This is a genomic window from Bradyrhizobium sp. AUGA SZCCT0182, from assembly GCF_018130185.1.
Classification (GTDB): Bacteria; Pseudomonadota; Alphaproteobacteria; order Rhizobiales; family Xanthobacteraceae; genus Bradyrhizobium.
Window position 1 is genome coordinate 40,468 of sequence record NZ_JAFCLY010000053.1, and the last position, 23,236, is coordinate 63,703.

Annotated in this window: 23 protein-coding genes and 1 pseudogene; 12 read left to right on the top strand and 12 right to left on the bottom strand. The window is 62.6% G+C overall.

The window, feature by feature from the left end; all coding sequences use genetic code 11:
* Positions 1 to 12 precede the first annotated feature (12 nt).
* From JQ611_RS35910 to JQ611_RS35920, 3 genes are read left to right on the top strand one after another with little or no spacing between them, the layout of a single operon-like run.
* Positions 13 to 210 (top strand): hypothetical protein, encoded by a 198-nt coding sequence (locus tag JQ611_RS35910; RefSeq protein WP_212267996.1) that lies wholly within the window; start codon positions 13 to 15, stop codon positions 208 to 210.
* A complete protein-coding gene (locus JQ611_RS35915) occupies positions 207 to 1,619 on the top strand; it encodes an amidase (protein ID WP_212468122.1) in 1,413 nt (470 codons plus the stop codon). The genes JQ611_RS35910 and JQ611_RS35915 overlap by 4 nt, the downstream gene beginning before the upstream one ends.
* The gene (locus tag JQ611_RS35920) at positions 1,616 to 2,596 is read left to right on the top strand and encodes an ABC transporter ATP-binding protein (RefSeq protein ID WP_212268000.1); all 981 of its coding nucleotides are present in this window, start codon (positions 1,616 to 1,618) and stop codon (positions 2,594 to 2,596) included. Before JQ611_RS35915 ends, JQ611_RS35920 begins: the two co-directional genes overlap by 4 nt.
* A gap of 157 nt (positions 2,597 to 2,753) precedes the next feature.
* On the opposite strand, the gene JQ611_RS35925 is transcribed toward JQ611_RS35920, so the two are convergent.
* Entirely contained in the window at positions 2,754 to 2,927 is a 174-nt protein-coding gene (locus tag JQ611_RS35925; RefSeq protein WP_192737029.1) for a hypothetical protein, read from the bottom strand.
* 202 nt (positions 2,928 to 3,129) lie between these two features.
* On the opposite strand from JQ611_RS35925, the gene JQ611_RS35930 reads away from it, so the two are divergent.
* Complete coding sequence (locus tag JQ611_RS35930) at positions 3,130 to 3,393, top strand: GlsB/YeaQ/YmgE family stress response membrane protein (RefSeq protein ID WP_212268002.1); 264 nt, start codon at positions 3,130 to 3,132, stop codon at positions 3,391 to 3,393.
* Between the two features lie 9 nt (positions 3,394 to 3,402).
* Here the strand turns inward: JQ611_RS35930 and JQ611_RS35935 are convergent, their stop codons facing one another.
* Positions 3,403 to 4,359: an AraC family transcriptional regulator gene (locus JQ611_RS35935; protein WP_212468123.1), complete on the bottom strand. Its 957-nt coding sequence runs from the start codon at positions 4,357 to 4,359 to the stop codon at positions 3,403 to 3,405.
* Between the two features lie 417 nt (positions 4,360 to 4,776).
* Between JQ611_RS35935 and JQ611_RS35940 the strand changes: the two genes are divergently transcribed.
* Both JQ611_RS35940 and JQ611_RS35945 read left to right on the top strand, forming a co-directional pair.
* Entirely contained in the window at positions 4,777 to 6,522 is a 1,746-nt protein-coding gene (locus tag JQ611_RS35940) for a type I secretion system permease/ATPase (protein ID WP_212268006.1), read from the top strand.
* Positions 6,519 to 7,829: an HlyD family type I secretion periplasmic adaptor subunit gene (locus tag JQ611_RS35945; protein ID WP_212268007.1), complete on the top strand. Its 1,311-nt coding sequence runs from the start codon at positions 6,519 to 6,521 to the stop codon at positions 7,827 to 7,829. The genes JQ611_RS35940 and JQ611_RS35945 overlap by 4 nt, the downstream gene beginning before the upstream one ends.
* A 179-nt stretch (positions 7,830 to 8,008) precedes the next feature.
* Here JQ611_RS35945 and JQ611_RS35950 read toward each other — a convergent pair whose 3' ends face one another.
* Complete coding sequence (locus JQ611_RS35950; RefSeq protein WP_249133720.1) at positions 8,009 to 8,419, bottom strand: hypothetical protein; 411 nt, start codon at positions 8,417 to 8,419, stop codon at positions 8,009 to 8,011.
* Between the two features lie 319 nt (positions 8,420 to 8,738).
* Complete coding sequence (locus JQ611_RS35955) at positions 8,739 to 9,629, bottom strand: VOC family protein (protein ID WP_212391740.1); 891 nt, start codon at positions 9,627 to 9,629, stop codon at positions 8,739 to 8,741.
* A 265-nt stretch (positions 9,630 to 9,894) separates the two neighbouring features.
* On the opposite strand from JQ611_RS35955, the gene JQ611_RS35960 reads away from it, so the two are divergent.
* Entirely contained in the window at positions 9,895 to 10,746 is an 852-nt protein-coding gene (locus tag JQ611_RS35960) for a metal-dependent phosphohydrolase (protein WP_212033402.1), read from the top strand.
* A 39-nt stretch (positions 10,747 to 10,785) separates the two neighbouring features.
* Here JQ611_RS35960 and JQ611_RS35965 read toward each other — a convergent pair whose 3' ends face one another.
* The 3 genes from JQ611_RS35965 to JQ611_RS35975 all read right to left on the bottom strand — a co-directional run bounded on the left by JQ611_RS35965 (position 10,786) and on the right by JQ611_RS35975 (position 12,721).
* Positions 10,786 to 11,076 carry a DUF1127 domain-containing protein gene (locus JQ611_RS35965; protein ID WP_212268014.1) on the bottom strand — a complete coding sequence of 97 codons (291 nt, stop codon included), beginning with the start codon at positions 11,074 to 11,076 and terminating at the stop codon, positions 10,786 to 10,788.
* A 178-nt stretch (positions 11,077 to 11,254) separates the two neighbouring features.
* Positions 11,255 to 11,737: a CinA family protein gene (locus JQ611_RS35970; RefSeq protein WP_212391738.1), complete on the bottom strand. Its 483-nt coding sequence runs from the start codon at positions 11,735 to 11,737 to the stop codon at positions 11,255 to 11,257.
* A gap of 3 nt (positions 11,738 to 11,740) precedes the next feature.
* Entirely contained in the window at positions 11,741 to 12,721 is a 981-nt protein-coding gene (locus JQ611_RS35975; RefSeq protein WP_212468125.1) for an MBL fold metallo-hydrolase, read from the bottom strand.
* A gap of 171 nt (positions 12,722 to 12,892) precedes the next feature.
* On the opposite strand from JQ611_RS35975, the gene JQ611_RS35980 reads away from it, so the two are divergent.
* The 3 genes from JQ611_RS35980 to JQ611_RS35990 are packed head-to-tail and all read left to right on the top strand — an operon-like array spanning position 12,893 to position 15,544.
* A complete protein-coding gene (locus JQ611_RS35980; RefSeq protein WP_212268019.1) occupies positions 12,893 to 13,978 on the top strand; it encodes an amidohydrolase family protein in 1,086 nt (361 codons plus the stop codon).
* A complete protein-coding gene (locus JQ611_RS35985; protein ID WP_212468126.1) occupies positions 13,975 to 15,078 on the top strand; it encodes an amidohydrolase family protein in 1,104 nt (367 codons plus the stop codon). Before JQ611_RS35980 ends, JQ611_RS35985 begins: the two co-directional genes overlap by 4 nt.
* A gap of 52 nt (positions 15,079 to 15,130) precedes the next feature.
* The gene (locus JQ611_RS35990; RefSeq protein WP_212268023.1) at positions 15,131 to 15,544 is read left to right on the top strand and encodes a Rieske (2Fe-2S) protein; all 414 of its coding nucleotides are present in this window, start codon (positions 15,131 to 15,133) and stop codon (positions 15,542 to 15,544) included.
* A 39-nt stretch (positions 15,545 to 15,583) separates the two neighbouring features.
* Here the strand turns inward: JQ611_RS35990 and JQ611_RS35995 are convergent, their stop codons facing one another.
* The 3 genes from JQ611_RS35995 to JQ611_RS36005 all read right to left on the bottom strand — a co-directional run bounded on the left by JQ611_RS35995 (position 15,584) and on the right by JQ611_RS36005 (position 17,376).
* Entirely contained in the window at positions 15,584 to 15,880 is a 297-nt protein-coding gene (locus JQ611_RS35995) for an HU family DNA-binding protein (protein WP_192737043.1), read from the bottom strand.
* A gap of 341 nt (positions 15,881 to 16,221) precedes the next feature.
* Complete coding sequence (locus JQ611_RS36000) at positions 16,222 to 16,506, bottom strand: hypothetical protein (protein WP_212468127.1); 285 nt, start codon at positions 16,504 to 16,506, stop codon at positions 16,222 to 16,224.
* A gap of 87 nt (positions 16,507 to 16,593) precedes the next feature.
* Positions 16,594 to 17,376: an HpcH/HpaI aldolase/citrate lyase family protein gene (locus tag JQ611_RS36005; RefSeq protein WP_212468128.1), complete on the bottom strand. Its 783-nt coding sequence runs from the start codon at positions 17,374 to 17,376 to the stop codon at positions 16,594 to 16,596.
* 536 nt (positions 17,377 to 17,912) lie between these two features.
* On the opposite strand from JQ611_RS36005, the gene nirK reads away from it, so the two are divergent.
* Entirely contained in the window at positions 17,913 to 20,036 is a 2,124-nt protein-coding gene (nirK, locus tag JQ611_RS36010) for a copper-containing nitrite reductase (RefSeq protein ID WP_212468129.1), read from the top strand.
* Between the two features lie 22 nt (positions 20,037 to 20,058).
* Entirely contained in the window at positions 20,059 to 20,295 is a 237-nt protein-coding gene (locus JQ611_RS36015; protein ID WP_249133721.1) for a cyclic nucleotide-binding domain-containing protein, read from the top strand.
* Between the two features lie 269 nt (positions 20,296 to 20,564).
* On the opposite strand, the pseudogene JQ611_RS36020 reads toward JQ611_RS36015, so the two are convergent.
* Positions 20,565 to 22,074, bottom strand: a pseudogene (locus JQ611_RS36020) (FAD-dependent monooxygenase).
* A 132-nt stretch (positions 22,075 to 22,206) separates the two neighbouring features.
* Positions 22,207 to 22,884, bottom strand: a complete 678-nt coding sequence (locus JQ611_RS36025) for a PilZ domain-containing protein (protein ID WP_212468130.1) — start codon at positions 22,882 to 22,884, stop codon at positions 22,207 to 22,209.
* Positions 22,885 to 23,236 lie beyond the last annotated feature (352 nt).

The following is a 23,236-nucleotide window of genomic DNA, read 5'->3' on the forward strand; positions in this document are numbered from 1 at the left end:
AGCAAATCCGCAATGACAAAACCCAGTCCAAAAGAGGTCAAGGTCATGACCGATGTCGCGGGCGTGCCGGTGACCGCCGAAGTCGCCGAGCGGATCGCCAATTCGATCGGGCCGGCGTTCGAAGGCTTCGCGCCGGTCGCCGGCACCCTGCCGTTCGACCTGGAGCCCGCGAGCTTTCTTCTGGCGCAGAACCCCGGGGTGTCGAAATGAGCACCGAACCGGCCCTGATGTCGCTGGTGTCGGTCGCCAAGGCGATCGCCAGCAAGGAAGTTTCATCGCGCGAGGTGACAAAATCCTGTCTCGACCGCATCGCGCAATGGCAGCCGCGCCTCAACGCCTTCATGGCGATCGAGGCGGAGGAGGCGTTGGCGGCGGCCGCCGCCGCCGATGCTGATCTCGCCAAGGGCAAGAATAAGGGCGTGCTGCATGGCGTGCCGCTGGCACACAAGGACATGTATTACGAGGCCGGCAAGGTCGTTACCTGCGGCTCGAAGATCCGCCGCGACTTCGTCGCCACCACGAATTCGACCGCGCTGCAGCGCCTGAAGGACGCCGGTACCATCAGGCTCGGCTCGCTGCAGATGGTCGAGTTCGCCTACGGGCCGACCGGCCACAACCCGCATTACGGCGCAGTGCGCAATCCCTGGAACGTCGATCACATTACCGGCGGCTCGTCGTCCGGCTCGGGCTCGGCGGTCGCCGCACGGCTGACCTTTGCGGCGCTGGGATCGGACACCGGCGGCTCGATCCGGATGCCCGCGCATTTCTGCGGCGTCACCGGGTTGAAGACGACGGTCGGCCGCGTCAGCCGCGCCGGCGCGATGCCGCTGTCGCAATCGCTCGATACCGTCGGCCCGCTGGCGCAGAGCGTGGAAGATTGCGCGCTGCTGCTGGGGTTGATGGCCGGTGCCGATCCCGATGATCTCACCGCATCCACGCTGCCGGTGCCGGACTATATGGCGGCCACCAAGGGCTCGCTCAAAGGCCTCAGGATCGGCGTGCCGACCGCGTTCTATGTCGACGATCTCGATGCCGAAGTGGCGCGCGTTCTCGATGAGACCATCGCGACGCTGAAGAAAGAGGGCGCCGAAATCGTCTCGGTCGAATTGCCCGACCAGCGCCAGCTCACGGCCGCCTGCCAATTGGTGCTCGCGACCGAAGCCGCCGCGTTCCACAAAAGATGGATGATCGAACGGCCGCAGGATTACGGCGCGCAGGTCCTGATGCGGCTGCAGAACGGCCTTGCGATCCCGGCGGTGTCCTACCTCGAAGCGATGCGCTGGCGCGGTCCGGCGCTGGCGGCGTATCTCGCGGCGGTCACCGGCACCGATGCGGTGATTGCGCCGGTCGCGCCGATGCCGGCGGCAACCATCGCCGAGAGCGATGTCGGCAACAGCCGCGACGCCGAGGCCGTGATCCAGCGGATCACGAAATTTACCCGCCCGGTCAATTACCTCGGCCTGCCCTCGCTTTCGATTCCCTCGGGCTTCACCAAAAGCGGTTTGCCGGTCGGCCTGCAATTGATCGGCCGCTCCTTTGACGAGGCGATGCTGCTGCGGATCGGCGCCGCGTTCCAGCGCGCCACGGACTATCATAAACAGGTACCCAAACCGGCATGACCAACCTCGTCGAAATCCGCGATCTCAGCATCCGATTCACCGGCGAGCGCACTGTGCACGCCGTCAACGACATCTCGCTCTCGCTCGGCGAGGGCGAGGTGCTCGGCCTCCTCGGTGAATCCGGTTCGGGCAAGAGCGTGACGTTGCGCGCGCTGATGCGGCTATTGCCGAAGAAGCGGACGCAGATTTCGGGCAGCGTGAATGTTCTCGGCCGCGACGTGCTGGCGTTGAACGACGACGAATTGTCGGCGTTTCGCGGCCAGACCGTCTCGATGATCTTCCAGGAGCCGGCGCTAGCGCTCGACCCCGTCTACACCATCGGCCGGCAGATTTCCGAATCGGTGATGCGCCATGAAGGCAAGAGCGAGAAGGAGGCCACCGCGCGGGCGCTGGAAATGCTGGAAGTGGTGCGGATTCCCTCCGCCAAGCGCCGCCTCGATGCCTATCCGCATGAAATGAGCGGCGGCATGCGGCAGCGTGCGATGATCGCCCTCGCACTGGCCTGCAAGCCGAAGATCCTGTTGGCCGACGAGCCGACCACGGCGCTCGACGCCACCGTGCAGATCCAGATTCTGCTCTTGCTGCGCGAGTTGCAGCGCGAGTTCGGCATGTCGGTGATCTTCGTGACCCACGATATCGGCGTCGCCATCGAAATCTGCGACCGCGTCGCTGTCATGTATGCCGGCCAGATCGTCGAGCAGGGCAAGCTGCGCGACATCGTCCGGACGCCGATACATCCCTATGCGCGCGGGCTCCTGGCATCGACCACCCACGGCGCCAAACGCGGCCAGCGGCTGGAGACCATCCCGGGCACGCCGCCGTCGCTCGACAAGGCGCCGGTGAACTGCTCGTTCGCGCCGCGCTGCAGCGTGGCGCAGCCGCGCTGCACCGAGCAACTGCCGCCGAATGTGCAGGTTGCGCCGGATCGAATCGCGCGCTGTGTTCTGGCCGAACCGGCGGAAATCGCTGCGATCTGAGCGGCCCCAGTCACCCAAAGCATCGTCATGGCCAGGCATAGCCGTCCGAAGGACGGCGTCGCTTCCGCTCGCCTATGCCCGGCCATCCACGTCTTTTCTTGGTGAATGAAGCGAAGACGTGGATGCCCGGCACAAGGCCGGGCATGATGAAAACGCGCTATCCACCCAATCCCGGATCCGCCCATTGTTCGATCTGAGCGGGCCCCACGATCTGCTTGGGCTGGTGCGGATTGAGCGTGCCGGCGCTCGCAGACCAGCCCTTCGCCAGAATCTGCATCGCGAACAGTTTGGCGTCGACTTCCGATTTAAATTTGCGGGTCGAACGGACCATGCTCGTCGCACTCTCGTCGGTCCGCTCCGGCCCAAAACTTACATACCAAATATCAGGTTGCGTCATTGCCGGATAACGCGGACTGCGATTGACAGTTCCACCACAGGCGGCGTGGCGGGCAGATTCAGGTCGTCACATCGGGGAATTGCCGGTAGTCTAAAACCGCGGGGCGGATGACGCGCGCGAAGCGGGGGATTTTCAGGTGCACGTATCCAACCAGGGCATTTTGGTCATCCTGTTTATCGGGCTCGTCGCCGGCTGGCTGGCCGGCAAGATCGTGCGCGGCACCGGTTTTGGCCTGATCGGCGACATCCTCGTCGGCATCGCCGGCGCGCTGGTTGCAAACCTTCTTTTGCCCAAGCTCGGCATTCACATCGGCACCGGCGTGATCAGGGAGATCATCAATGCCGTGATCGGCGCCGTCATATTGCTGCTGGTGGTGCGGCTGGTTCGCGGCCGGAGGTAGGGCAGCAAATCAGCCGAGACGCAAATCCTTGCGCAGGTCACCCGGCGCCATCCCATAGGTTTGACGGAAGGTGCGGTAGAACGTGGCGAGACTGTCGAAGCCGCTGGCAGAGGCGATTTCCGCCACCGGCCGAAGCGGCATGGATTCCATCTGGCGCCGGGCTTCGGCGAGGCGCATCGCGAGCACCGTCCGCGCGAACGACTGCCCGGTCGGCTCGAACAGCAGATGAAGCTGCCTCACCGAGATATTCAATGCTCGCGCCACCCGCGTCGGCGACAGATCCGGCTCCAGCAGATGGCTTCTCAGCAACGTCAGCGCCATCTGCAGATAGCCGTGCCGCACCGCGTTGCGGCTTTCCGGCGTGCCTGGCGTCACCCGGCCGCGCGCCAGCAGCGCCAGTTGCGCGATATGGCGAATGGTGGCGTCGGCGTCGGCCGCCTCTATTCGCTGCTCGACGATCGCCGCAAAAATGGCTTCGATCAGTCGCGCGACCGGCGTCTCCGGCAATAACGGCTCGCAGAGCAAATTCTCCGCGCCGGCCGCGAGCCGTGCATTGCCGGTGACCGGAATTTTCAGCGCGCGGAAATGGAAGCCGTCGGAACGGATTGGGGTCCCGGCAAAGGGCACGTCGGAATGGGCGATGGTCATCGTGCCGTCGGCGATCATATGGACACGCTCCTCGCCGGCGCGAAGCATGCCGGGGCCGCGTACCTGCTGGAAAATGTTGAGGCTGTCGCCGGACATGCGCTTGATGTCAGCCCATGTGCGGCTGACCCTGTAGGAAGAGGCCTGCAGTTCAGCGACGGTCGCGCCACCCGTTTCGTAGGCGGAGAACCGCCCGTGGAAATCCGGCCGCCGCTCGCGAGACACCTCGATGGTGACGCCGAACAGTCCCTTGGCGCGCACTTCGCACCAGTGATCGAAGCGTTCGTCCGGCCGCAAGCCATCGGTATCAAAACTGATCATGTGGCCGCGAGAACTCCCGTCGATACCTGCACGGCGGGTGCAGCCAGGGCGCGGAACCTACCACGGTCCGTAAGGCGGTGCGCGCTCATTCGCGGGTCCGGGCGCCGCGCCGAAACCCGCTGGCGGCCGGCAGGCGGGCTTAAGGACCGGGAGTGGGTGTTCGACCTGCACGGCGAAATTGGACGGGCCTCGATATCAGTGATTCCAGCGCCTTTTGCGACGGCCGAACCGGCAAAGCCCCGCGCCGGACCCGCCTAACCCGCTCTGCAGGCTCATTTCCCGGTGTTTCGGCCAGACACGTCCTGCCGCCGGCGGGGGCATGAACCGCATCAGGTTAACGTGACTTAAATAGACGCTGGCCACAAACATCGGTAGAACCAGCCCGTTAGCTAATCCCTTTTGCAGAGACACGAATTGATGGCAGCTGCTCCCGGTGTCCGGCGGTCCGAACTCGGTATTGCGCTGCGCGCCTGTCGCAACGCGTTTATCGGCGTCGGCGTCATGAGCTGCATGATCAACTTGCTGTATCTGACCGGCTCGATTTTCATGCTGGAGGTCTATGACCGCGTGATTCCGAGCCGGAGCGTGCCGACCTTGATCGGCCTCGTCGTGCTCGCCGGGGGACTATACGTCGCCCAGGGCGGCCTCGACCTGATCCGGGGCCGGATTCTCGGCCGCATCGGCACCGCGCTCGATGAAGCCATCAATGCCCGCGTGTTCGATACCATCGTGCGCCTGCCGCTGATGGTGGGTGCCCGCAATGAAGGCCTGCAGCCGCTGCGCGACCTCGATAACGTGCGCTCCTTCCTCGGCAGCCAGGGGCCGGGCGCGTTTTTCGATCTGCCCTGGCTGCCGTTCTACCTCGCCATCTGTTTCGCATTCCACTGGCTGCTGGGCCTTACCGCGCTGGTCGGTGCCATCATCCTGGTGATCCTCACCGTGATCACCGAAGTGATGTCGCGCCAGCCGGCCAAAGACGCCATGATGCTGGCGGCGCGGCGCAACGATCTGGCGGCAACCAGCCGGCGCAACGCCGAAGTGCTGGTCGCGATGGGCATGGCCGGACGGCTGACCAAGCGCTGGACCGAAGCCAACGAGACCTATCTGGCCGGCAATCAGCGCGCCAGCGACGTCGCGGGCGGCCTCGGCGCAATCGCCAAGGTGCTGCGCATGATGCTGCAATCGGCGGTGCTGGCGGTCGGTGCCTATCTGGTGATCCATCAGGAGGCGTCCGGCGGTATCATCATCGCAGGCTCGATCCTGAGCGCGCGGGCGCTGGCGCCGGTCGATCTGGCGATCGCGCACTGGAAGGGTTTCGTCGCGGCGCGCCAGAGCTGGCATCGCCTCACCAAGCTGCTCGAACAGATACCGGCGCAGAATACCCAGACCTTGCTGCAAAGTCCCACCAAGCGATTGTCGGTCGAGGGCGTCACCATCGTGCCGCCCGGCGATCAGCGGGTCATCGTCCAGGATGTCACTTTTGCGGTCGAGGCCGGAACCGGTGTCGGTGTGATCGGGCCCAGCGGATCGGGCAAGTCGTCGCTGATCCGTGCTTTGGTCGGCGTCTGGATGCCGGTGCGCGGCAAGGTGCGGCTCGATGGCGCCGCGCTCGACCAATGGTCGTCCGACGTGCTCGGCCGTCACGTCGGCTATCTGCCGCAGGACGTCGAATTGTTCGCCGGCTCGATCGCCCATAATATTTCCCGTTTCGATCCCGACGCCAAATCGGATGCGATCATCACCGCGGCCAAGGAGGCCGGCGTGCATGACATGATCATCAAGATGCGCGAGGGCTATGACACCCAGATTGGCGAGCAGGGGACCGCGTTGTCGGCCGGGCAGGCGCAGCGCGTCGGGCTGGCGCGGGCGCTGTATGGCCATCCCTTCCTGATCGTACTCGACGAGCCGAACTCCAACCTCGACACCGAGGGCGACGAGGCGCTGACCCGTGCCGTTCGCGCCGCGCGCGAGCGCGGCGCCATCGTGATCGTGGTGGCGCACCGGCCGATCGGCATCGAGGCGGTCGACCAATTGCTGGTGCTGAAGGACGGCCGCATGCAGGCGTTCGGGCCGAAGGAAACCGTTCTCGGCCAGGTGCTGCAGCGCGCCGTCCCGCCGCCGCCCGCGCCGATCAAGATCGTTGCCCCTGGAGCCAAATCATGAGCGAGGAGTTGAAAGGCGCCCGCCGTTCGATACGGTCGCATCTGGTTGTCGGCCTGGCGCTGATGCTGGTGCTGGTGGGCGGATTCGGCGGATGGGCCTCGACGGTGCCGATCTCGGGCGCGCTGATCGCGCCGGGAGCCGTGGTGGTCGATTCCAACGTCAAGAAGGTGCAGCACCCGACCGGTGGCGTGGTCGGCGAAGTGCGGGTGCGCGACGGCGATACCGTCAAGGCCGGCGACATCGTGGTCCGCCTCGACGAGACCGTGGTCAAGGCAAGCCTGGCGATCGTTGTCAAAACCCTCAACGGATTGTTGGCGCGCGCGGCACGGCTGGAGGCCGAACAGCGCGGCACTGACAAGATCAAGTTCCCTCCGCTGCTGGCCGATCGCGCCGACGATGCCGAGGTCAGGGACGTCATGGCGAGCGAAACCAAATTGTTCGAGGTTCGTGTCCACGGCCGCGCCGGGCAAAAGGCCCAGCTGCGCGAGCGGGTCATGCAACTCAATGAGGAAATCGAGGGCCTCTCGGCGCAGGAGAAAGCCAAGGACAAGGAAATCGCACTGGTCGAAAAGGAACTGGTCGGCGTCCGCCAGCTCTATGACCAGCGCCTGATCCAGATCTCGCGCCTGACCACGCTGGAGCGCGATTCCGCCCGTCTGTCGGGCGAACGCGCGCAATACATCGCCTCGCGCGCGCAGGCCAAGGGCAAGATCACCGAGACCGAGCTGCAGATCATCCAGATCGACAAGGAACTGGTCAGCGAGGTTTCCAAGGATTTGCGCGAGACCAACGACAAGATCGGCGAGTTCGTCGAGCGCAAGGTCACCGCGGAAGATCAGCTCCGCCGCATCGACATCCGGGCGCCGCAGGCCGGCATGGTGCTGCAATCGACGGTGCATACCGTCGGCGGCGTGATCACCGCCGGCGACGCCATCATGATGATCGTGCCGCAGGCCGACGATCTCTCGGTCGAGGCCAAGGTCAATCCGCAGGATATCGACAAGCTGCAGATCGGCCAGAAGACATTGCTGCGGCTATCGGCCTTCAACCAGCACACCACGCCGGAACTGAACGGCAAGGTCACGAGGGTCTCGGCAGACGTCACCACCGAGCAGCGCACCGGGCAAACTTATTACACGATCCGCGTCTCGTTGCCGCCGGCAGAAGTCGCCCGCCTCGGCGACAACAACAAGCTGATCCCGGGCATGCCGGTGGAGGCCTTCGTGCAAACCGGCGACCGCACCATGTTCTCGTATCTGATGAAGCCACTGAGCGATCAGCTGATGCGTTCGTTCAGAGAGAAGTAGTTCGTCGTCCCGGTTTTGGTGGATCTCGTCGTCCCGGCGAAGGCCGGGACCCATAACCACAGGCTTTAGTGGTTTGCAAAATTCGTCGAACAGCGTCCCTCAAAGCGAGCGACACGGCGTATGGGTCCCGGCCCCCCGTGCGCAATTGCGCACTAGGCCGGGACGACACTGATGGCCGATCAATAGCACCGCGTGATGTTGATGGTCGTCTGGCCGTTGCGTCCGGGAACCGTGACGGGCTCCGAGGAGCAGCTCGACACATAGGGCCGGTCGGACGGCACAACGTTCGGCGGATAGCGATGCGCCCAATCCCAGGGCACATCATAGGTATAGGTGTAACGGATGTCGCGGGTGGTGGACTGGGGCGCCTCGACCACAGTCTCGCCATTCGAGGGCGAATAGTAATAGCCGCCGCCTCCCGGCCAGTAGGTCCCGACATTGTGCCGGCGGTGATGTCCGAAACCGTGGGCGGCCGGCGAATGGGACCCCGAACGCACGCCACCTGGCGCTGTTCCTGATCTTGCGAACGTATCGCCCGCGGCAAGCAAAAGCGCGGCTGCGCTGAAAGACGCGACAAGCGCCGAATGCATTCTATACGCCATGGCACATACCAATCGTTGGTTTCCAGGCGGCTCCCCCAAGCCGCTCCCTGATGCAGGCTAGGTCGGGCCTTTCGGGCCCGCAAACGCATACTTAATGATTGGTTAAGATGTAACGTTAATAGGGTCGAGTTTCGAGGGGCCATGGCCCGTCCGGGCCAAATACACCGCCGTCGTCCCGGCGAACGCCGGGACCCATACCGCGTTGTGCTGTCCGTTGGGGCAAGGTGGCAGACACCTTCCGCAACAACAACGTTCGGTGGCTATGGGTCCCGGCGTTCGCCGGGACGACACAATACTGGCCGCTCTCTCACCGCCTGTCATATTCGTCCGGTCCCATCGCCCAGGCCCATTGTTCGTGGCCGGGCGCGTAGGTGCGGTTGGTCTCTGCCGGGTTGCGGTTGACCAGCGGCCGCATGAACATCGGGTGCGTGGCGCTGCGTACCTCGTGCTCGACCGTGAACAGATGCTTGCCGCTGTCGAGGTCGACGATGTCCTTGAACCGGTACTGGTACGGGTTGTCTTCCTGCGAGACCAAATTGCGTTCGAGCAGCTTGCGGTAGGGGCCCGAGAAATTCGTGATGTAGATCTGCACGTGATGGCCGTCGAATTCCGGCTGCTTCCGGTCGGTCTCGCGGAATTGCAGATATTGATCCTTGCCGACCTTGACGCGCGCCGTGGTGCCGTCGCCGTTCTTGAATTCGGCCGGCATTCCCATGATCTCGGGGTAGAAGCCGCAAATGGCTTTCGCTGTCCCAACCGGTACGTCGAACTCGACATAGGGAATGCCGAGCGTGATGCGGCCGAAGCGTGCAGCGTCCGGCTCATAGCAGCGCACGCGATTGCCCCAGGGACAGATCGCCTCGACGTAATCATTGTGTTCGCTGAACGCGAATTTGGTGCCTTCGAGCTTTTTGGCGACCGACGCCAGCCGTTCGAGCAGCGCCTCGCGGCCGGAGATGACGATGCCGGTATGGCCGCGCAGCACCTGCGCCTCACCATCAGGCAGATGAAACTGGCTCTTGCCGACATTCACCCACATGTTGCTGTCCGACACCATCAGATAGGGATCGCGCGTCAGTCCGAGCCCGGTGACATAGAACAATGTCGCCAGCCGCTGATCGGGCACGAAGACGTTGACATGTTCGAAATGGATCGAGTTGCCGAGGTCTTCTGCGGCGCGGTCGAACGGCTGTTGCATGGCTGCGATCCCCCGAGGTTTCAGCGGATTATAGTCAGGCGCGGCGCCATGATCCAGCCGTCGCCGCGACGGCAGAGCAGGTATCTTCCCCGAGCGCATCACGGGCATCGCCGATCAGACATTTCAAAGGGTGCGGCGGATATACCCAGCCGGTCGTGCAGGGATTGGTGATAGGATGCCTTCGATAAGTGAGCGATCGGAAAGCCGGGATGCTGCGGCGCAGGCCGTCGTCGCGGCGCGACCACAGACGGGAGCGGGTGCCGAGATGATCACAATCCCCCAATTGACCGCGCAAGCCCTGGGTTCGTTCCTGTCACGGGAAACCGAGGGACGGTTCGGCGCCTCGCATTCCGATTTGACGAAACTGTTGCCTTTTGCCGCGAGGCTGACCCTGGAGTGCATCGGCAACAGCGATGCGCTGTATCACAACATCGAGCACACCATGCTGGTGACGCTGGTGGGCCACGACATCCTGGTCGGCCGCGCGCTGGCGCGCGCCACCACGGCGGACGATTACGCCAACTTCATCATGGCCTGCCTTGCCCATGATATTGGATATGTCCGCGGCGTCGTCCAGGGCGACGAGGATGATGCCTTTGTTGCTGATCTGAGCGGCCGCAAGATCCATCTGCCGGTTGGATCGTCCGACGCTGCGCTTGCGCCCTACCATGTCGACCGCTCAAAGCTGTTCGTGATCGAGCGGCTCGATACCATGGAGGAAGTCGACGCGGCCCGGATTTCCCGGGCGATCGAATACACCCGCTTTCCCTATGCCACGGGTCCGAACGACGGTGATGATCTCAACGAGGAGGAGGGATTGCTGCTGCGTGCGGCCGATCTGATCGGCCAGCTCGGCGACCCCAACTACATGCGCAAGTCGAATGCGCTGTTTTACGAATTCGAGGAAATCGGAATGAACAAGACGCTGGGCTACGCCACGCCCGCCGACATCGTTTATCGATTCCCGCAGTTTTATTGGACCAACGTCGCGCCGCAGATCCAGCTTGCGATCCGCTATCTCAACGTCACCTCCAGCGGCCGGCAATGGATCGCCAACCTGCATAGCAACGTCTTCCGGGCGGAGCGGGAAGTGAACCTGTCCGGACCGCAGCGCTAGAACTGGTTCGCGCTTGCGGTCCGAATCGTAAGTTCAACGTCATTGCGACATCTTTGGCTGACGTTGGAGTGCTTCCTGCTGCGCTGAGCGATCCTTGCCGGCTTCCGCCAGTCCTTCGCCGATCTGACTGCGATTGATGCCCATGTCCCTCAGCTCCCGGTCGGCAAGGTATCGCAGGATGACGAGATTGGCCTGTTGCTCGCGCCGGGCAATCAGCTTTGCGATACAGTCATTGATCATGTGGCCGAGCCAGGCCTGCCATGACCTCAATGTACTGCGGATCGCGCCGGTAGTGACAAAAGTACTGGACGTATGGTTTAGCATCGACATGTTGTTTCTCCTTCGAAACGGTGAACACCCCCTTTCGCAGCAGCAACATGCACCACGTGCGCTTCCATGACTTTCAGGGAAGCACGATTTGTTCTTTTGTTTAGCTTGAGACGGCCTTGATCTTGATCAATTGGACCCGCGATGTGTGAAGCAGTTCACAATCGGCGCGTCGCGTCGCCTACTTCGACACGTTCTCCAGCAACAGGCCCAGCGCCGTGCTCGCAAATTTCTGCATGTTCGCCTGCCGGTCTGCGCTGCCGGTCTCCAGCGTGAACACCGCGTTCTGCGGGCCCGCGACCGCCATGCAGCTGTGGCCGGCGGCGTCGCCGTAGCGGTTGCCGGTCGGTCCCGTGGCGCCGGTCTCGGACAGGCCCCAATCGGTGGCGAAGCGCTGGCGCACCTGATTAGCCAGCAATTTGGCATAGGGCTCCGACGCCGACCGGAGGCCCTTCATCGCCTCATCGGAAATGTCCATCAGGATGCGCCGTGCGTCGCGGGTGTAGACCACACCGCCGCCGAGGAAATAGGCGGATGCGCCGGGCACCGACAGCAGCGCCGCCGAGATCAGACCGCCGGTGGAGGATTCCGCGATCGCGATGGTTTGTTTTCGCTCGATCAGTTTGACGGCGATCTTCTCGGCGATCGTTACGAGCTCTTTCATTCCTCAACTCCGGCGCAGCATGCGTTTCAGCAATGACTTCTTGTCGGGCTTGTCAGCCAGCGAATGATAGACGACGCGAATGAAGTTCTTGGAGGCGAGCTCCGTCGGCGCCCATTTCTTGTCGAGATCGGCGAACGGTTTGGCGGCCACCACGTCGTCTTCGCTCTTGCCTTCCTTCACCAGCTTCGCCATGCGGTCCCGCGCGGTGACCAGCATGGCGCGGTATTCGGTCAGAACAGCCTTGTCGGCGATCGGCCCGTGGCCCGGCACGATGCGGCTCTTGGCGTTGGTCATCTTGAGATAGGCGTTGGCCGCCGCGATCATGCCCTTGATGTTGCCGCCATTGGCAAAGTCGATGTTGGGATAGCGGCCATTGGTGAAGGTGTCGCCGGTCGCCAGCACATTGGCGGTCTTGAACCACACATAGGTGTCGCCGTCGGTATGGGCGTGGGCGATGTGCCTGAGGTCGGCGACGCGGCCGGGAAGCCGGATCTTGAGCGTCCCGCCGGCATAGGTCTTCTTCGGCAGCGCGCCGGCTGCGGCTGGCGGCGTCTTGACGCCGGTCAGGCCGTTGGTGGTTCCCTCCGCCAGGCGAATCTTGACGTTGACGTCGGAGACGATGGTGACGCCGTCCTTGGCGAAGGCTTCATTCCCGCCGGTGTGGTCGCCGTGATAATGCGTATTGATGAGGTATTTGATCGGCAGGTTCGAGATGGTTGAGATCGCGGCCTTGATCTTGTCGTGCAGCGGCGCGAACTGGCCGTCGACCATGATGATGCCGGTTTTGCCGACCGCCACGGTGATGTTCCCGCCCTGGCCCTCGAGCATATAAACGTTGTCGCCGAGGTCGGTGGTCTTGATCTCGACCTTGGAGAAATCGACCGGCGGGGGTGCGGCAGGCGGGGCAGGGGGCGCTGTCTGCGCGGCTACCGCGCCAGCCAGCAAAAGGGTGATGGCAACCGCCGTACTTCCAGTCCGAATCATCAAAATCTCCTAAGGGCCGACCCATGTTTTCCTAGCACAGGGGGCTAGCGTTTGCCGAGTTGCGGCGCACCGGCCAGCCTGCTTGAATGCGGCCAAAGAACCAAGCGGCGCGGCTTACAAGATGCCGTGAGACCGCGGGCGCGCACGAGGAAACATGCCCGAGGAAACGTCATGACGTCACCGATCGCAGGCGGTGTGGATTGCGACCTGCATCCCGCCGTGCCCCATCTGACCAGCCTGCTGCCGTATATGAACGACTACTGGCGCGACCAGGTGACGACGCGCGGCATGACCGATCTGGTGTCGCAATCCTATCCGGCCAATTCGCCGATCAGCGCGCGCCCCGATTGGCGTCCGGCGCAGGGTAAGCCGGGCTCCAGCCTCAGCGATATGCAAAAGCAGGCGCTCGATCGGTTTCAGGTCAGCTACGGCATCTGCAATCCCTTGTATGGCGTGCAGATGGTGTTTTCCGAGGACATGCAGGACGCCTTCTGCCGCGCGCTGAACGACTGGCTGGTGCAAGAGTGGCTCGACAAGGATTCCCGCCTGCGCGGCTCGATCGTGATCCCGACCCAGAGCGTGGAAAAATCAGTCGCCGAGATCGAGCGCTGTGCCAAAGACCCGCGCTTCGTTCAGGTGCTGATGCTTGTGATGGGCGACATGCCGGTCGGCAAACGCGCCTATTGGCCGATCTATGCCGCCGCCGAGCGGCTGGGGCTGGCCATCGGCATCCACGCCGGCTCCGCCTATCACAACCCGCCGACCTCGGTCGGCTGGGGTTCCTATCATGTCGAGGATTACGTTGCCCAAGCGCAGGCGTTCCAGACCCAGTTGACCAGCCTGATCGTCGAGGGCGTGTTCGCCCGGCATCCGAAGCTGAAGATGGTGATGCTGGAAAGTGGCTTCACCTGGCTGCCGTCATACCTGTGGCGGCTGCACAAGTTCTGGCGCGGGGTGCGGATGGAAACGCCCTGGGTCGACCGCGCGCCCCTGGAAATTGTGCGCAGCAACATCCGCTTTTCGCTGCAGCCGGTCGACGCGCCGCCGGATCCCGCCACGTTAAATCGCCTGTTCGACCATATGCAGTCGGACGAATTGCTCCTATTCTCAACCGACTATCCGCACTGGCAATTCGACGGCGACGAGGTGCTGCCGGAGGGGATTTCGGAAGGTCTTGTCCGCAAGATCATGATCGATAATCCGCACGCGACCTATCCTCGTCTAACGCAGCCCGCGCTCAAGGAGGCAACGCCATGAACGTGCAGTTTCGTCCGGAGCCGGCGTCATCGGCAAGCGTCAAGACCGCGATCGCCGATTGCGACATCCATCCCGCGCGCGCCACCGGGACCGAGCTCTATCCGTTCCTGGCAAAACGCTGGCATTCGCATCTGGAGACCTACGGCAAGCACGCCTATCAAGGCATGATGGAAGGGCCGCCCTATCCGAAGGCGCAGCCGAACGCCTCGCGCCGCGACGCCTATCCGCCGGAAGGCGGCAAACAAGGCTCCTCGCTGTCCTTCATGCAGAAGCAACTGCTCGACCCCTACAATGTCACGCTCGGCGTGCTCAACCCGCTCGAAACCGGGCAGGGCCTGCGCAACCACGATCTCAGCGCGGCGCTGGCGACCGCGATCAACGACTGGCAGATCGAGAAATGGACCAGCAAGGATTCGCGTCTCAAAGGTTCGATCGTCGTCGGCAATGAAGACGGCCCCACCGCCGCCGCCGAGATCCGCAGGCGCGCCGGCGACAAGAATTTCGTGCAGGTGCTTTTGCTGAGCCGCAATGTCGAGCCGCTCGGCCAGCGCCGCTACTGGCCGATCTATGAGGCGGCGCAGGAGATCGGCCTTCCCGTCGGCGTCCATGCCTTCGGCTTCGGCGGCAACCCGATCACAGCTTCCGGCTGGCCGAGCTTTTACATCGAGGAGATGGTCGGCCATTCGCAGTGCCAGCAGACCGCGCTCGCAAGCCTCGTGCTCGAAGGCGTGTTCGAGCGCTATCCCAAACTGAAGATGGTGATGATCGAGGCCGGCTTCGGCTGGGCGCCGTCGCTTTCATGGCGGCTGGACAAGAGTTTCGACCGGCTGCGCAGCGAGGTGCCGCATCTGAAGCGCCGTCCGTCGGAGTATATCCGCGATCACATCTGGTGGACCACGCAGCCGATGGAAGATCCGGAACGCCGCGAGCATCTGTTCGAGCTGATCGAGTGGATCGGCTGGGACAAACTGCTGTTCGCGACCGACTATCCGCACTGGGATTTCGACGAGCCCTCGCGCGTGCTGCCCCCCGGCGTCAGCGACGCCAACAAGCAGGCGTTCTATCTCGACAATGCGAAGAAGCTGTACGGGATCGCATGATCAGGAAAAGTGGGAACCGGTTTTCCGAAAAAGATCATGCGTAGGAAATAATATGGCCCGGCATGTCATTGCCCCGGTGGACGAGTTGCCGCCGGGCACGCGAAAATTCCTCACCATCGACGAGCGGCCGATCGCGATCTTCAACGTCAAGGGCGAATTTTTCGGCCTGTTGAACCGCTGCCCGCATCAGGGCGCGGCGCTATGCGAAGGCCCGCTGATCGGGCTCGCCACATCTTCGGACCCCGGCGAGATCGAGTACACCAAGTTAGGCGAGATCATCCGCTGCCCCTGGCACGGCTGGGAATTCGATATCCGCACCGGCCAGTCCTACTGCGATCCCAAGCGCTTCCGCGCCCGCGCCTATCCCGTCAATGTCGAGCCCGGCACCAACCTGGTGAAAGGGCCGTATGTCGCGGAGACGATCAAGGTCGCGGTCGAGAGCGACTACGTGGTGGTCGATCTGTAGCGGCCGCCGTTCCGGTGAACGCCGGCCGCTTCGCCATCCCTAGACAGCGTCTTTGGCAACCTTCAGCGGCGACGCCTTGACCGACTTGCTGGCCGGCTTGGCCGCGAACTCCATCGGCTCTTTCGTGAACGGATTGATGCCGCTGCGGGCTTCAGTCGCCGGCTTGTTCACGACAGACATTTTGACGAAGCCGGGAATGACGAACTCACCGGACTCGTTCAGCTCCTTGTAGCCGACGGTGGCCATCTGCTCGATGACGGCCTTGACGTCATTCTTGGAAAGCTGCGTTCCCTCTGCGATTGCATCGATCAACTGAGTCTTGGTCATCTTGGCCATTGAAAATTACCTTTCTGTGTGGGGGAGAACGGATTGAAGCGCACGCGCTACGCTGGTTGCATAACTCGGTCTGGAGCGCGGCAAGGCCACGCAAATCGCTTCCCGTTCATGGCTGCGGTCATGAAAGCTACCGGGCTTAAAACCTATCGACGCCCAAAACGCAAGGCGTAGATCGGCCTGTGGGGAACCGCTTCCGGATCGATCGGCACCTGCAGGAGGCTGGTAAAGTCGCTGATACCACTGGCGTCCTGCGAGGTCAGGCGCTGATAACTCTGCCCGGATCATCTTGCAATGACACAACAAAATCCCGCTGTCGCGATGACAGATGCAGGCAACAGTCGTTAGCTTCGCGCTATGTGCTTGCCGTCGACATGGATATTCAATCGCTTCATGAAAAATCCGGACGCATAAATTTCCACAACCCGGTTGGCCTCTCCCGTCTTCAACGCGCCACACAGCAAGGCCGCGCGGGTGTAAAGAGACACACCGGAGGATGATTCAACCAGCTGCCCGTCGATGTACAACTTCAAGATCATCCGTCCCGCCTTCTCCATATCCGGGACCGCGCTGCATGCGATCTGATGTCCTTCAAAGGTCGTCGTCACTTCCTCGCTAAACACACCCATTGCTTGATCTGCTCTATCCCGTTGTCCACCGAAATTGGCGGAGTTCGTCGAGCTGCGGCGAACCGTCCCGAACCGTCGCCCTTGCCGCTATGGCCTCAACGTCCCCTGCAGCAGCTTGATGCCGTCGGCGAGCGCGCGCTGCATCAACAGCGCATCTACGCCGTAGGCGATCATGCGAAAGCCTTTGGCGCGGAAATCGCGCGCCCACTTCTCGTCGCCGGCGAGGAAGCCCGGCGTCTTGCCGTGTTTCTGGCAGGCTTCGACCAGTCTATCGACAGCGCTGTGGAATTTCGGATTGTCGAACTGCCCCGGGATGCCCATGAAGTTCGTCAAATCGTAGTGGCCGAGCCAGACCACGTCGACGCCGTCGACGGCCGCGATCGCATCGACGTTCGCGATGCCCTTGGCGGTCTCCACCAGCGCGATCACCATCGTGCGCGCGTTCGCCTCGGCGATCTTGTCGGTCTCGGCTCCGCCGGCATAGTCGTCATGCGCCGCGACATTGAACGCGGCGCCGCGACGCCCAACGGGCGGATATTTCGTGCAACCAACGATCGCCCTGGCCTGCTCAGATGTTTCGACCATCGGCACCATGATGCCCATCGCACCGATGTCGAGTGCGCGGGCGATGTGATGATAGTCGCCGGAGGGAACGCGCACGAGAGGCACCAGATCGAGCCCGCGGCAGAATGCGAACTGCGCTTTCATGGTCTCGAAGCCGACGCCCGAATGCTCCATGTCGTAGAGGATGAATTCGGCGCCGGACTCGCGGCAGATCGAAGGATAGCCGGGCGTGAAGAACTCGAACGTCATCGTTCCGAACGCACAGCCACCCGCCGCGAGCCGTGGCTTCAATGGATTTGGGCGCAACGGATTTTCCTCCGAGGGTTCTTATTGTTCAAGCGCCCGGCATGGCGAACACGGCAACGCAGCCGGGCACAGGCGTTGACGCAACTTTACGCACGGCCGCAGTCCCTATCAATGCTGCCGTCCGGAATGGTGGGGTCTTGTACGCGGCCGCCGTAAACCGTCGCTTGAGGGGATGTCCGCTGACGATGGAAGCTGACAAGGTAATCCGACCACCAGTCGCCGGGCCTCCCATATGATGCCCCCCCCCATTTCCTCAAGTTGGGCCATCTCCTCGTTTGTTTTGAATAGTGGTCAATATTGACCAGCCACATCGGATCCGGAAGCGCATGCTGCTTCCACCGTCGCCCCAGTCACGGCAGCCGTTGGTGACAGCGAGTCAGTAACACTCCGGCCATGGAAGCATTGCGCTCCTCGTCCAGAATTTCTTGACCGGTATTGAGCGCCCGCGCGGATCTCGTTGAGGTCGAAAAGCAGGGTGGTTCGGAAGTCGTTGCTTGACCGGGTTTTCTTATCTTTAGCTCAGACGGAGATCGCATATGCAGGCAACGATACTTGCGAAACTCCGCGAATGGTCCATCCTTATAACCGCACTTTGTATTGCTCTTGGCGGAATCTTGTACGCAGCTTCTTTCTCATCGACACCGCCGGAATCGCTGGCGGTCGCGCCCACCGCCGCCAGTTCTCAGCCGCAGGCGTCTTCAGTTGCTTCCAGGAATTCCGCGGCGGCGCCACAAAGTTCAGCCGCGGTCCCAGCACCAGCGGACCCGGCGACGCCAAGCCGCCCCCCGGCGTCGTCCGGACCGACGGCACACCAGATGCATGGCCACGCACCAACGCAGCCGTCGAGCGCTCCCGCGCTCACGGCTGCTGCGACGAACGCTCCTCCGACGCAACCCGTTACTCCCACGCCACCCCCAACACTGGCTGGCGGGACAGCCGTCGACGGCGATGCGGCGACAGGCCGCCAGGTCTACAGAAAATGCCAAGCCTGCCACTCGCTGGAGGTCGGCAAGAACGCCCTTGGCCCGAGCCTCGCCGGCATCATTGGCAAGAAGTCCGGCGAGGTGCCCAACTACAATTATTCGCCTGCGATGAAGGCTGCCAATTTGATTTGGGACGCAGCGACACTCGACGCCTATCTGCTTGATCCATCAAAGCTGGTTCCGCAGAACAAAATGCCGTTCGCGGGATTGAAGACCGTGAACGAGCGCAAGGATGTGATCGCCTATCTGGTTGCGGCCGCGTCTCCGGCCGGCGCGCCGGTTGTTGCGCAGCGTTCGCCCTCGCCGGCGGCTGCGCCGGTGCAACCGTCAGCCCCGGGCGAACCGCGCGCTTCTGTTTATTTGCCGGAGGCCCGCTACACACTGCGTACCGGCATTGCAGAAGGACGGATGGTCTATCTCGGCGTCGGCGGCACCATCGACGGACAAGTCAATCCGCTTCTTTCAGCCGCGGAGGGACAGACGGTGCAGATCATCCTGATCAACGGAGAAGGGGCCGAGCACGACATCGTATTTCCGGAACAGAATGCAAGGTCGTCACGCATATTTAGCCCTGGCGCAAGCACAGCGTTCGCGTTCCGCGCTACGCGCGCCGGAGATTTCACCTACCTGTGTAGCGTTCCAGGGCACGAGTTGGCGGGCATGCGCGGACAACTCGTCGTCACGCCGCTTCCGCCCGATCAGGTGCTGGTCGAAGCCGACATCTCGAGGAAATCGACCGAGGTTCCACCGCCGGTCGGCCAACGTCCGCCGCAAACAGTACAAGTCGAACTCAACGCAGTCGAACTCGAAGGCCGCCTCGCGGAAGGGACTACGTTCGGCTATTGGACGTTCAACGGCCGCGTTCCCGGGCCGATGCTGCGCGTCCGCGTCGGAGACACCGTGGATGTGCGCGTCAAGAATTCCGCTGACAGTACGATGGTCCATTCGGTCGACTTCCATGCGACCACCGGACCCGGGGGCGGAGCCGCTTCCACACAAGTCGATCCCGGGGCGGAGAAATCATTCAAATTCAAAGCGCTTATTCCGGGACTGTATGTCTACCACTGCGCCACGCCAATGGTGGCCCATCATATCGCCAACGGGATGTATGGTCTCATGCTGGTCGAGCCCGAAGGCGGACTGCCGGCGGTGGATCGCGAGTTCTACGTTATGCAGGGCGAGATCTATACTGAGGCGCCGTTCGGCCATCGCGGCAGTCAGGAATTCAGTGTTGAAAAATTGCTGAACGAGCGGCCGGAATATTTCGTTTTCAACGGTTCGGTGGGGGCGCTTTCAAAATTGCATCCGCTGGAGGCCAAGGTCGGTGAAACCGTTCGAATCTATTTCGGCGTCGGCGGACCCAACTACACGTCCTCCTTCCACGTCATCGGTGAAATTTTCGACCGAGTCTACAATCTCGGCGGCTTGCTAAGCGAGCCATTGCGTGGCGTGCAGACCGTCACCGTTCCAGCGGGTGGTGCAGTCATCACGGAATTCAAGGTCGAGGTTCCCGGCAACTATATGCTGGTTGATCATGCTCTGTCGCGCGCCGAGCGCGGCCTGGTCGGCATGTTGCATGTTGAAGGGCCACCCAACCCGGAACGGCAAGATCGAACCCGGGACGGGCCATTGAGACTGATGGCTGCGCGACCTGGGTCAACCATGCCATTTAGCTGATGCTCGAAATCCTGCTGGCGCCTTGATCGCCCAGGGCAACGCGGCAGACACCGTCTCTTATATTCAAAGCGGCCGGGTCAAGGTTGTTGTCATATCTGAGCAAGGCAAGGCGTCAGTAGTCGAAATTCTTGGACCCGGCCAGTTCTCTGGTGGGTGGCAAGAGCCGGCCGAGTCTGCGCCGCATTTCGCACTCAGCCTTCGTTCGCAGAGGAACCTATGCGCTGCTGGACTATATACTCAAAGGGAGAAAACCAGATGAAGCTCAAATTCGCACTTCTCGCACTGGCCACCTTAGCCGGCGCTGCGCTTTCGACCGGAACCGCTTCGGCTATTCCGCTCGCCCCCTTGGGACAGCTCCAGCCTTCGAATGTCGAAAGTGTTGCAGTGGTCTGCGGTGCACGCGGCGGCGTTCGCACGGCGCCCGTGTATCGGCGAGGAGCCTACGTCGTCCGCCGCCCGTATGTACGTCGCGGTTATGGATATCATCGGGGCTATCGTCGCTACTAACCTGAAAGATCGGGTATGCGGCTACGCCGCGGCAGGCGGTCCGAACCAGATGGTCAACGCGTCGGCGAGTCCCATCTGGGTCGAATCCCCCACCCATGCCACATATCCATCGGGCCGAATTAATACCGCGTCGGGACGCGGTGACCGCGCCAAGCGCCGGAAGCTCCCACGCGCCATCATACTGGGCGTCGATCAATTGAACCCGATCCGCCCATGGCGTGATGTCGAAGCTGCCGGGCTCGGCGAGATTGAGCAGCACCGGCCGGGCATCGTGCAGCAGGGTGAACACCCGCAGCGGGCCGCCTGCGGTGATCAGGTCGAGATCAGGCATGCGGCGTCCAAGCAGCTTGTGTCCGTCGCCGAGGTCGTAATGAACGCCGAGACCGGACATGGCAGCGGCGAACCGCTTGCGCGGCTCGTCCATGGCCATCAGCTCCGCCACGGCCTCGCGCATCGCGTTGCTGCGGTCGTCGGTACGGAGCAGCGCGACTTTCGCCATCGTGTTGCGCAACGCGAGCGCGGCGACCGGGTGCCGCTCGGCATGGTAGCTATCGAGCAGGCTTTCCGGCGACGTCTGCTTGACCACCTGCGCCAGCTTCCAGCCCAGGTTCACCGCATCCTGCACACCGAGGTTGAGTCCCTGTCCGCCCGCCGGGTAATGCACATGTGCGGCGTCACCGGCCAGCAGCACCCGTCTGTCGCGGTAGGAAGCGGCCTGCCGGGTCATGTCGGTGAATCTCGAAATCCAGGTCGGACTGTGGATGCCGTAATCGGTCCCGTAGATGTCGATGAGCGCCTCGCTGAGATCACGCAAGCTGGGTTCGCTGGCGGCTCCGACGTGGCGCTCGGTCACCATGACCCGCAACGGCCCGCCATCGAGGTAGACTACCTCGCCATCGCGGATTTCGTAATTCACCTTGCCGAAGGAATGGACGCCAAACTCATTGCGGTGGATGCCCAGGTTCGGCTGCTCGGCCACCTCGACCTCGGCGAGCAAATTGCTGACGGTCGGATCCGATCCGGGGAACGCGATGCCGGCAATTTTCCGGATCAGGCTGCGTCCGCCGTCGCACCCGACAAGATATTTCGCGCGCAGCGATGCACCGCCGGACAGCGCGACGTCCACGCCGCGGTCGTCCTGCGCGAAACCAGTCACCTCGGTTCCGCGATAGATCGGCACCTTCAGCTCAAGGGCCCACTCGGCCAGGATGCGCTCGATATGGTTCTGCCACAGCCCGAGCCCGTAATTGTGCCGGGTGGGAAAGTCGCTGATATCAAGCGGGACGTGGAAGTGCACGACGCCGAACGTCTGTCCCTCTGAGAGGAACCGGTCGGCGATGCCACGTTGGTCGAGGATCTCGATGGTGCGGGAATGCAGACCGCCGGCGCGTGAGCCCGCGAGTTCCTGGCTGGCCCGCCGCTCGACAATGGCGACGTCGATACCCGCCAACGCCAACTCGCCCGCCAGCATCAGCCCTGTCGGACCGCCTCCGGCGATCACTACCGCATGCTCAGTCTTTGCCGCACCCATGTCGTCCCTCCCGCTGTTGGCTTCGGCCGACGTTCTACGGGATGACCGGGGTCTTGAAGCAAGCCCCTTGCGCGCTACATATCAGTGTGGGGAGGCTGGGTATTCCGCTTTTTGCGGACCGAAGCCCGCCATTCAAGCCAACACCGCGTTCAAGGCCGCCGCAGGTTCGGGCAAGGCGATAACGGCTTTTGTCGCCACTGGAACGGTTCGGGCAACCAGCCGCTCGAGATCGCGAACCGTTTGCTGCTCGACGAACTTGACCGCGATGCCGTTGGGCAACAGCCGCACGACGCGCCCAACGCATGCGCCGACCGCGAGCGGCATGCCGACGGGCGGCTGCACGGCGGTCGACACCGCAACGCCCGTGACCGAGCAATCGATGATGAAGCAGGGGTGGATCGAACTATCCGCCAGGGTCAGCGTGGAATGCGGATTGGGCGGCACGAAGCGCGCATTCTTTCGCAGCTCCAGCATCGCCGGATTTTTCTGCTTCTTCTCCAGCCAGGTCAGCATATCAGAGAGTTTTTCGCGCCGCTCGCGCGTCATCTCCAGCTCGAGCATGAAACTGCGATTCATCGTGTCGCTGATGCTGCCCTCGAATTTTCCGAAGTCGCGGAAATACGTCGTCAGGCGGTCGCCGATCTTGCCGACCACGGGCACCTCGACGATCATGCGGTACGGCGACACGCGCGTGGTGCGGCAGGCGAAGGTGCGAAGCTTGCCCTGCGGGTCGTACCAGTTCGGCAGCGTGTAGCTGCCGCCGACGATGACATTCACCGCTCGCTGGCTGAGGAAATCCTGAACAGGCACGATGGGTCCTTGGGGAGCAAATGGGAGAGTTTGAGCGGCCGCTGATCTTTGTCAGCTTGATAGGCTGCTCCTCGGCCATTCGCGACCTCGGGCGCACCACGCGAGAGAGCTGAAGCAATCCCAGCGCCGCAGCTCTTACGGGCATTTTCTGAAGGGGAGGTAAAAAGGTAGGTAGAATAGGCAAATATCCTAATATTCTATGAATGGAACCGGATCGTTGTAGTCTGACCGCAAATCACTTCTGAATTGCGGAAATTGTGTCAAGCCCCAGAATGAAAAATATTTCTGTTTACCAGAACACAAATCAGGGGCATATATTCGCCCATCCCGTCCTACTCAGAAGGGCGTCGGC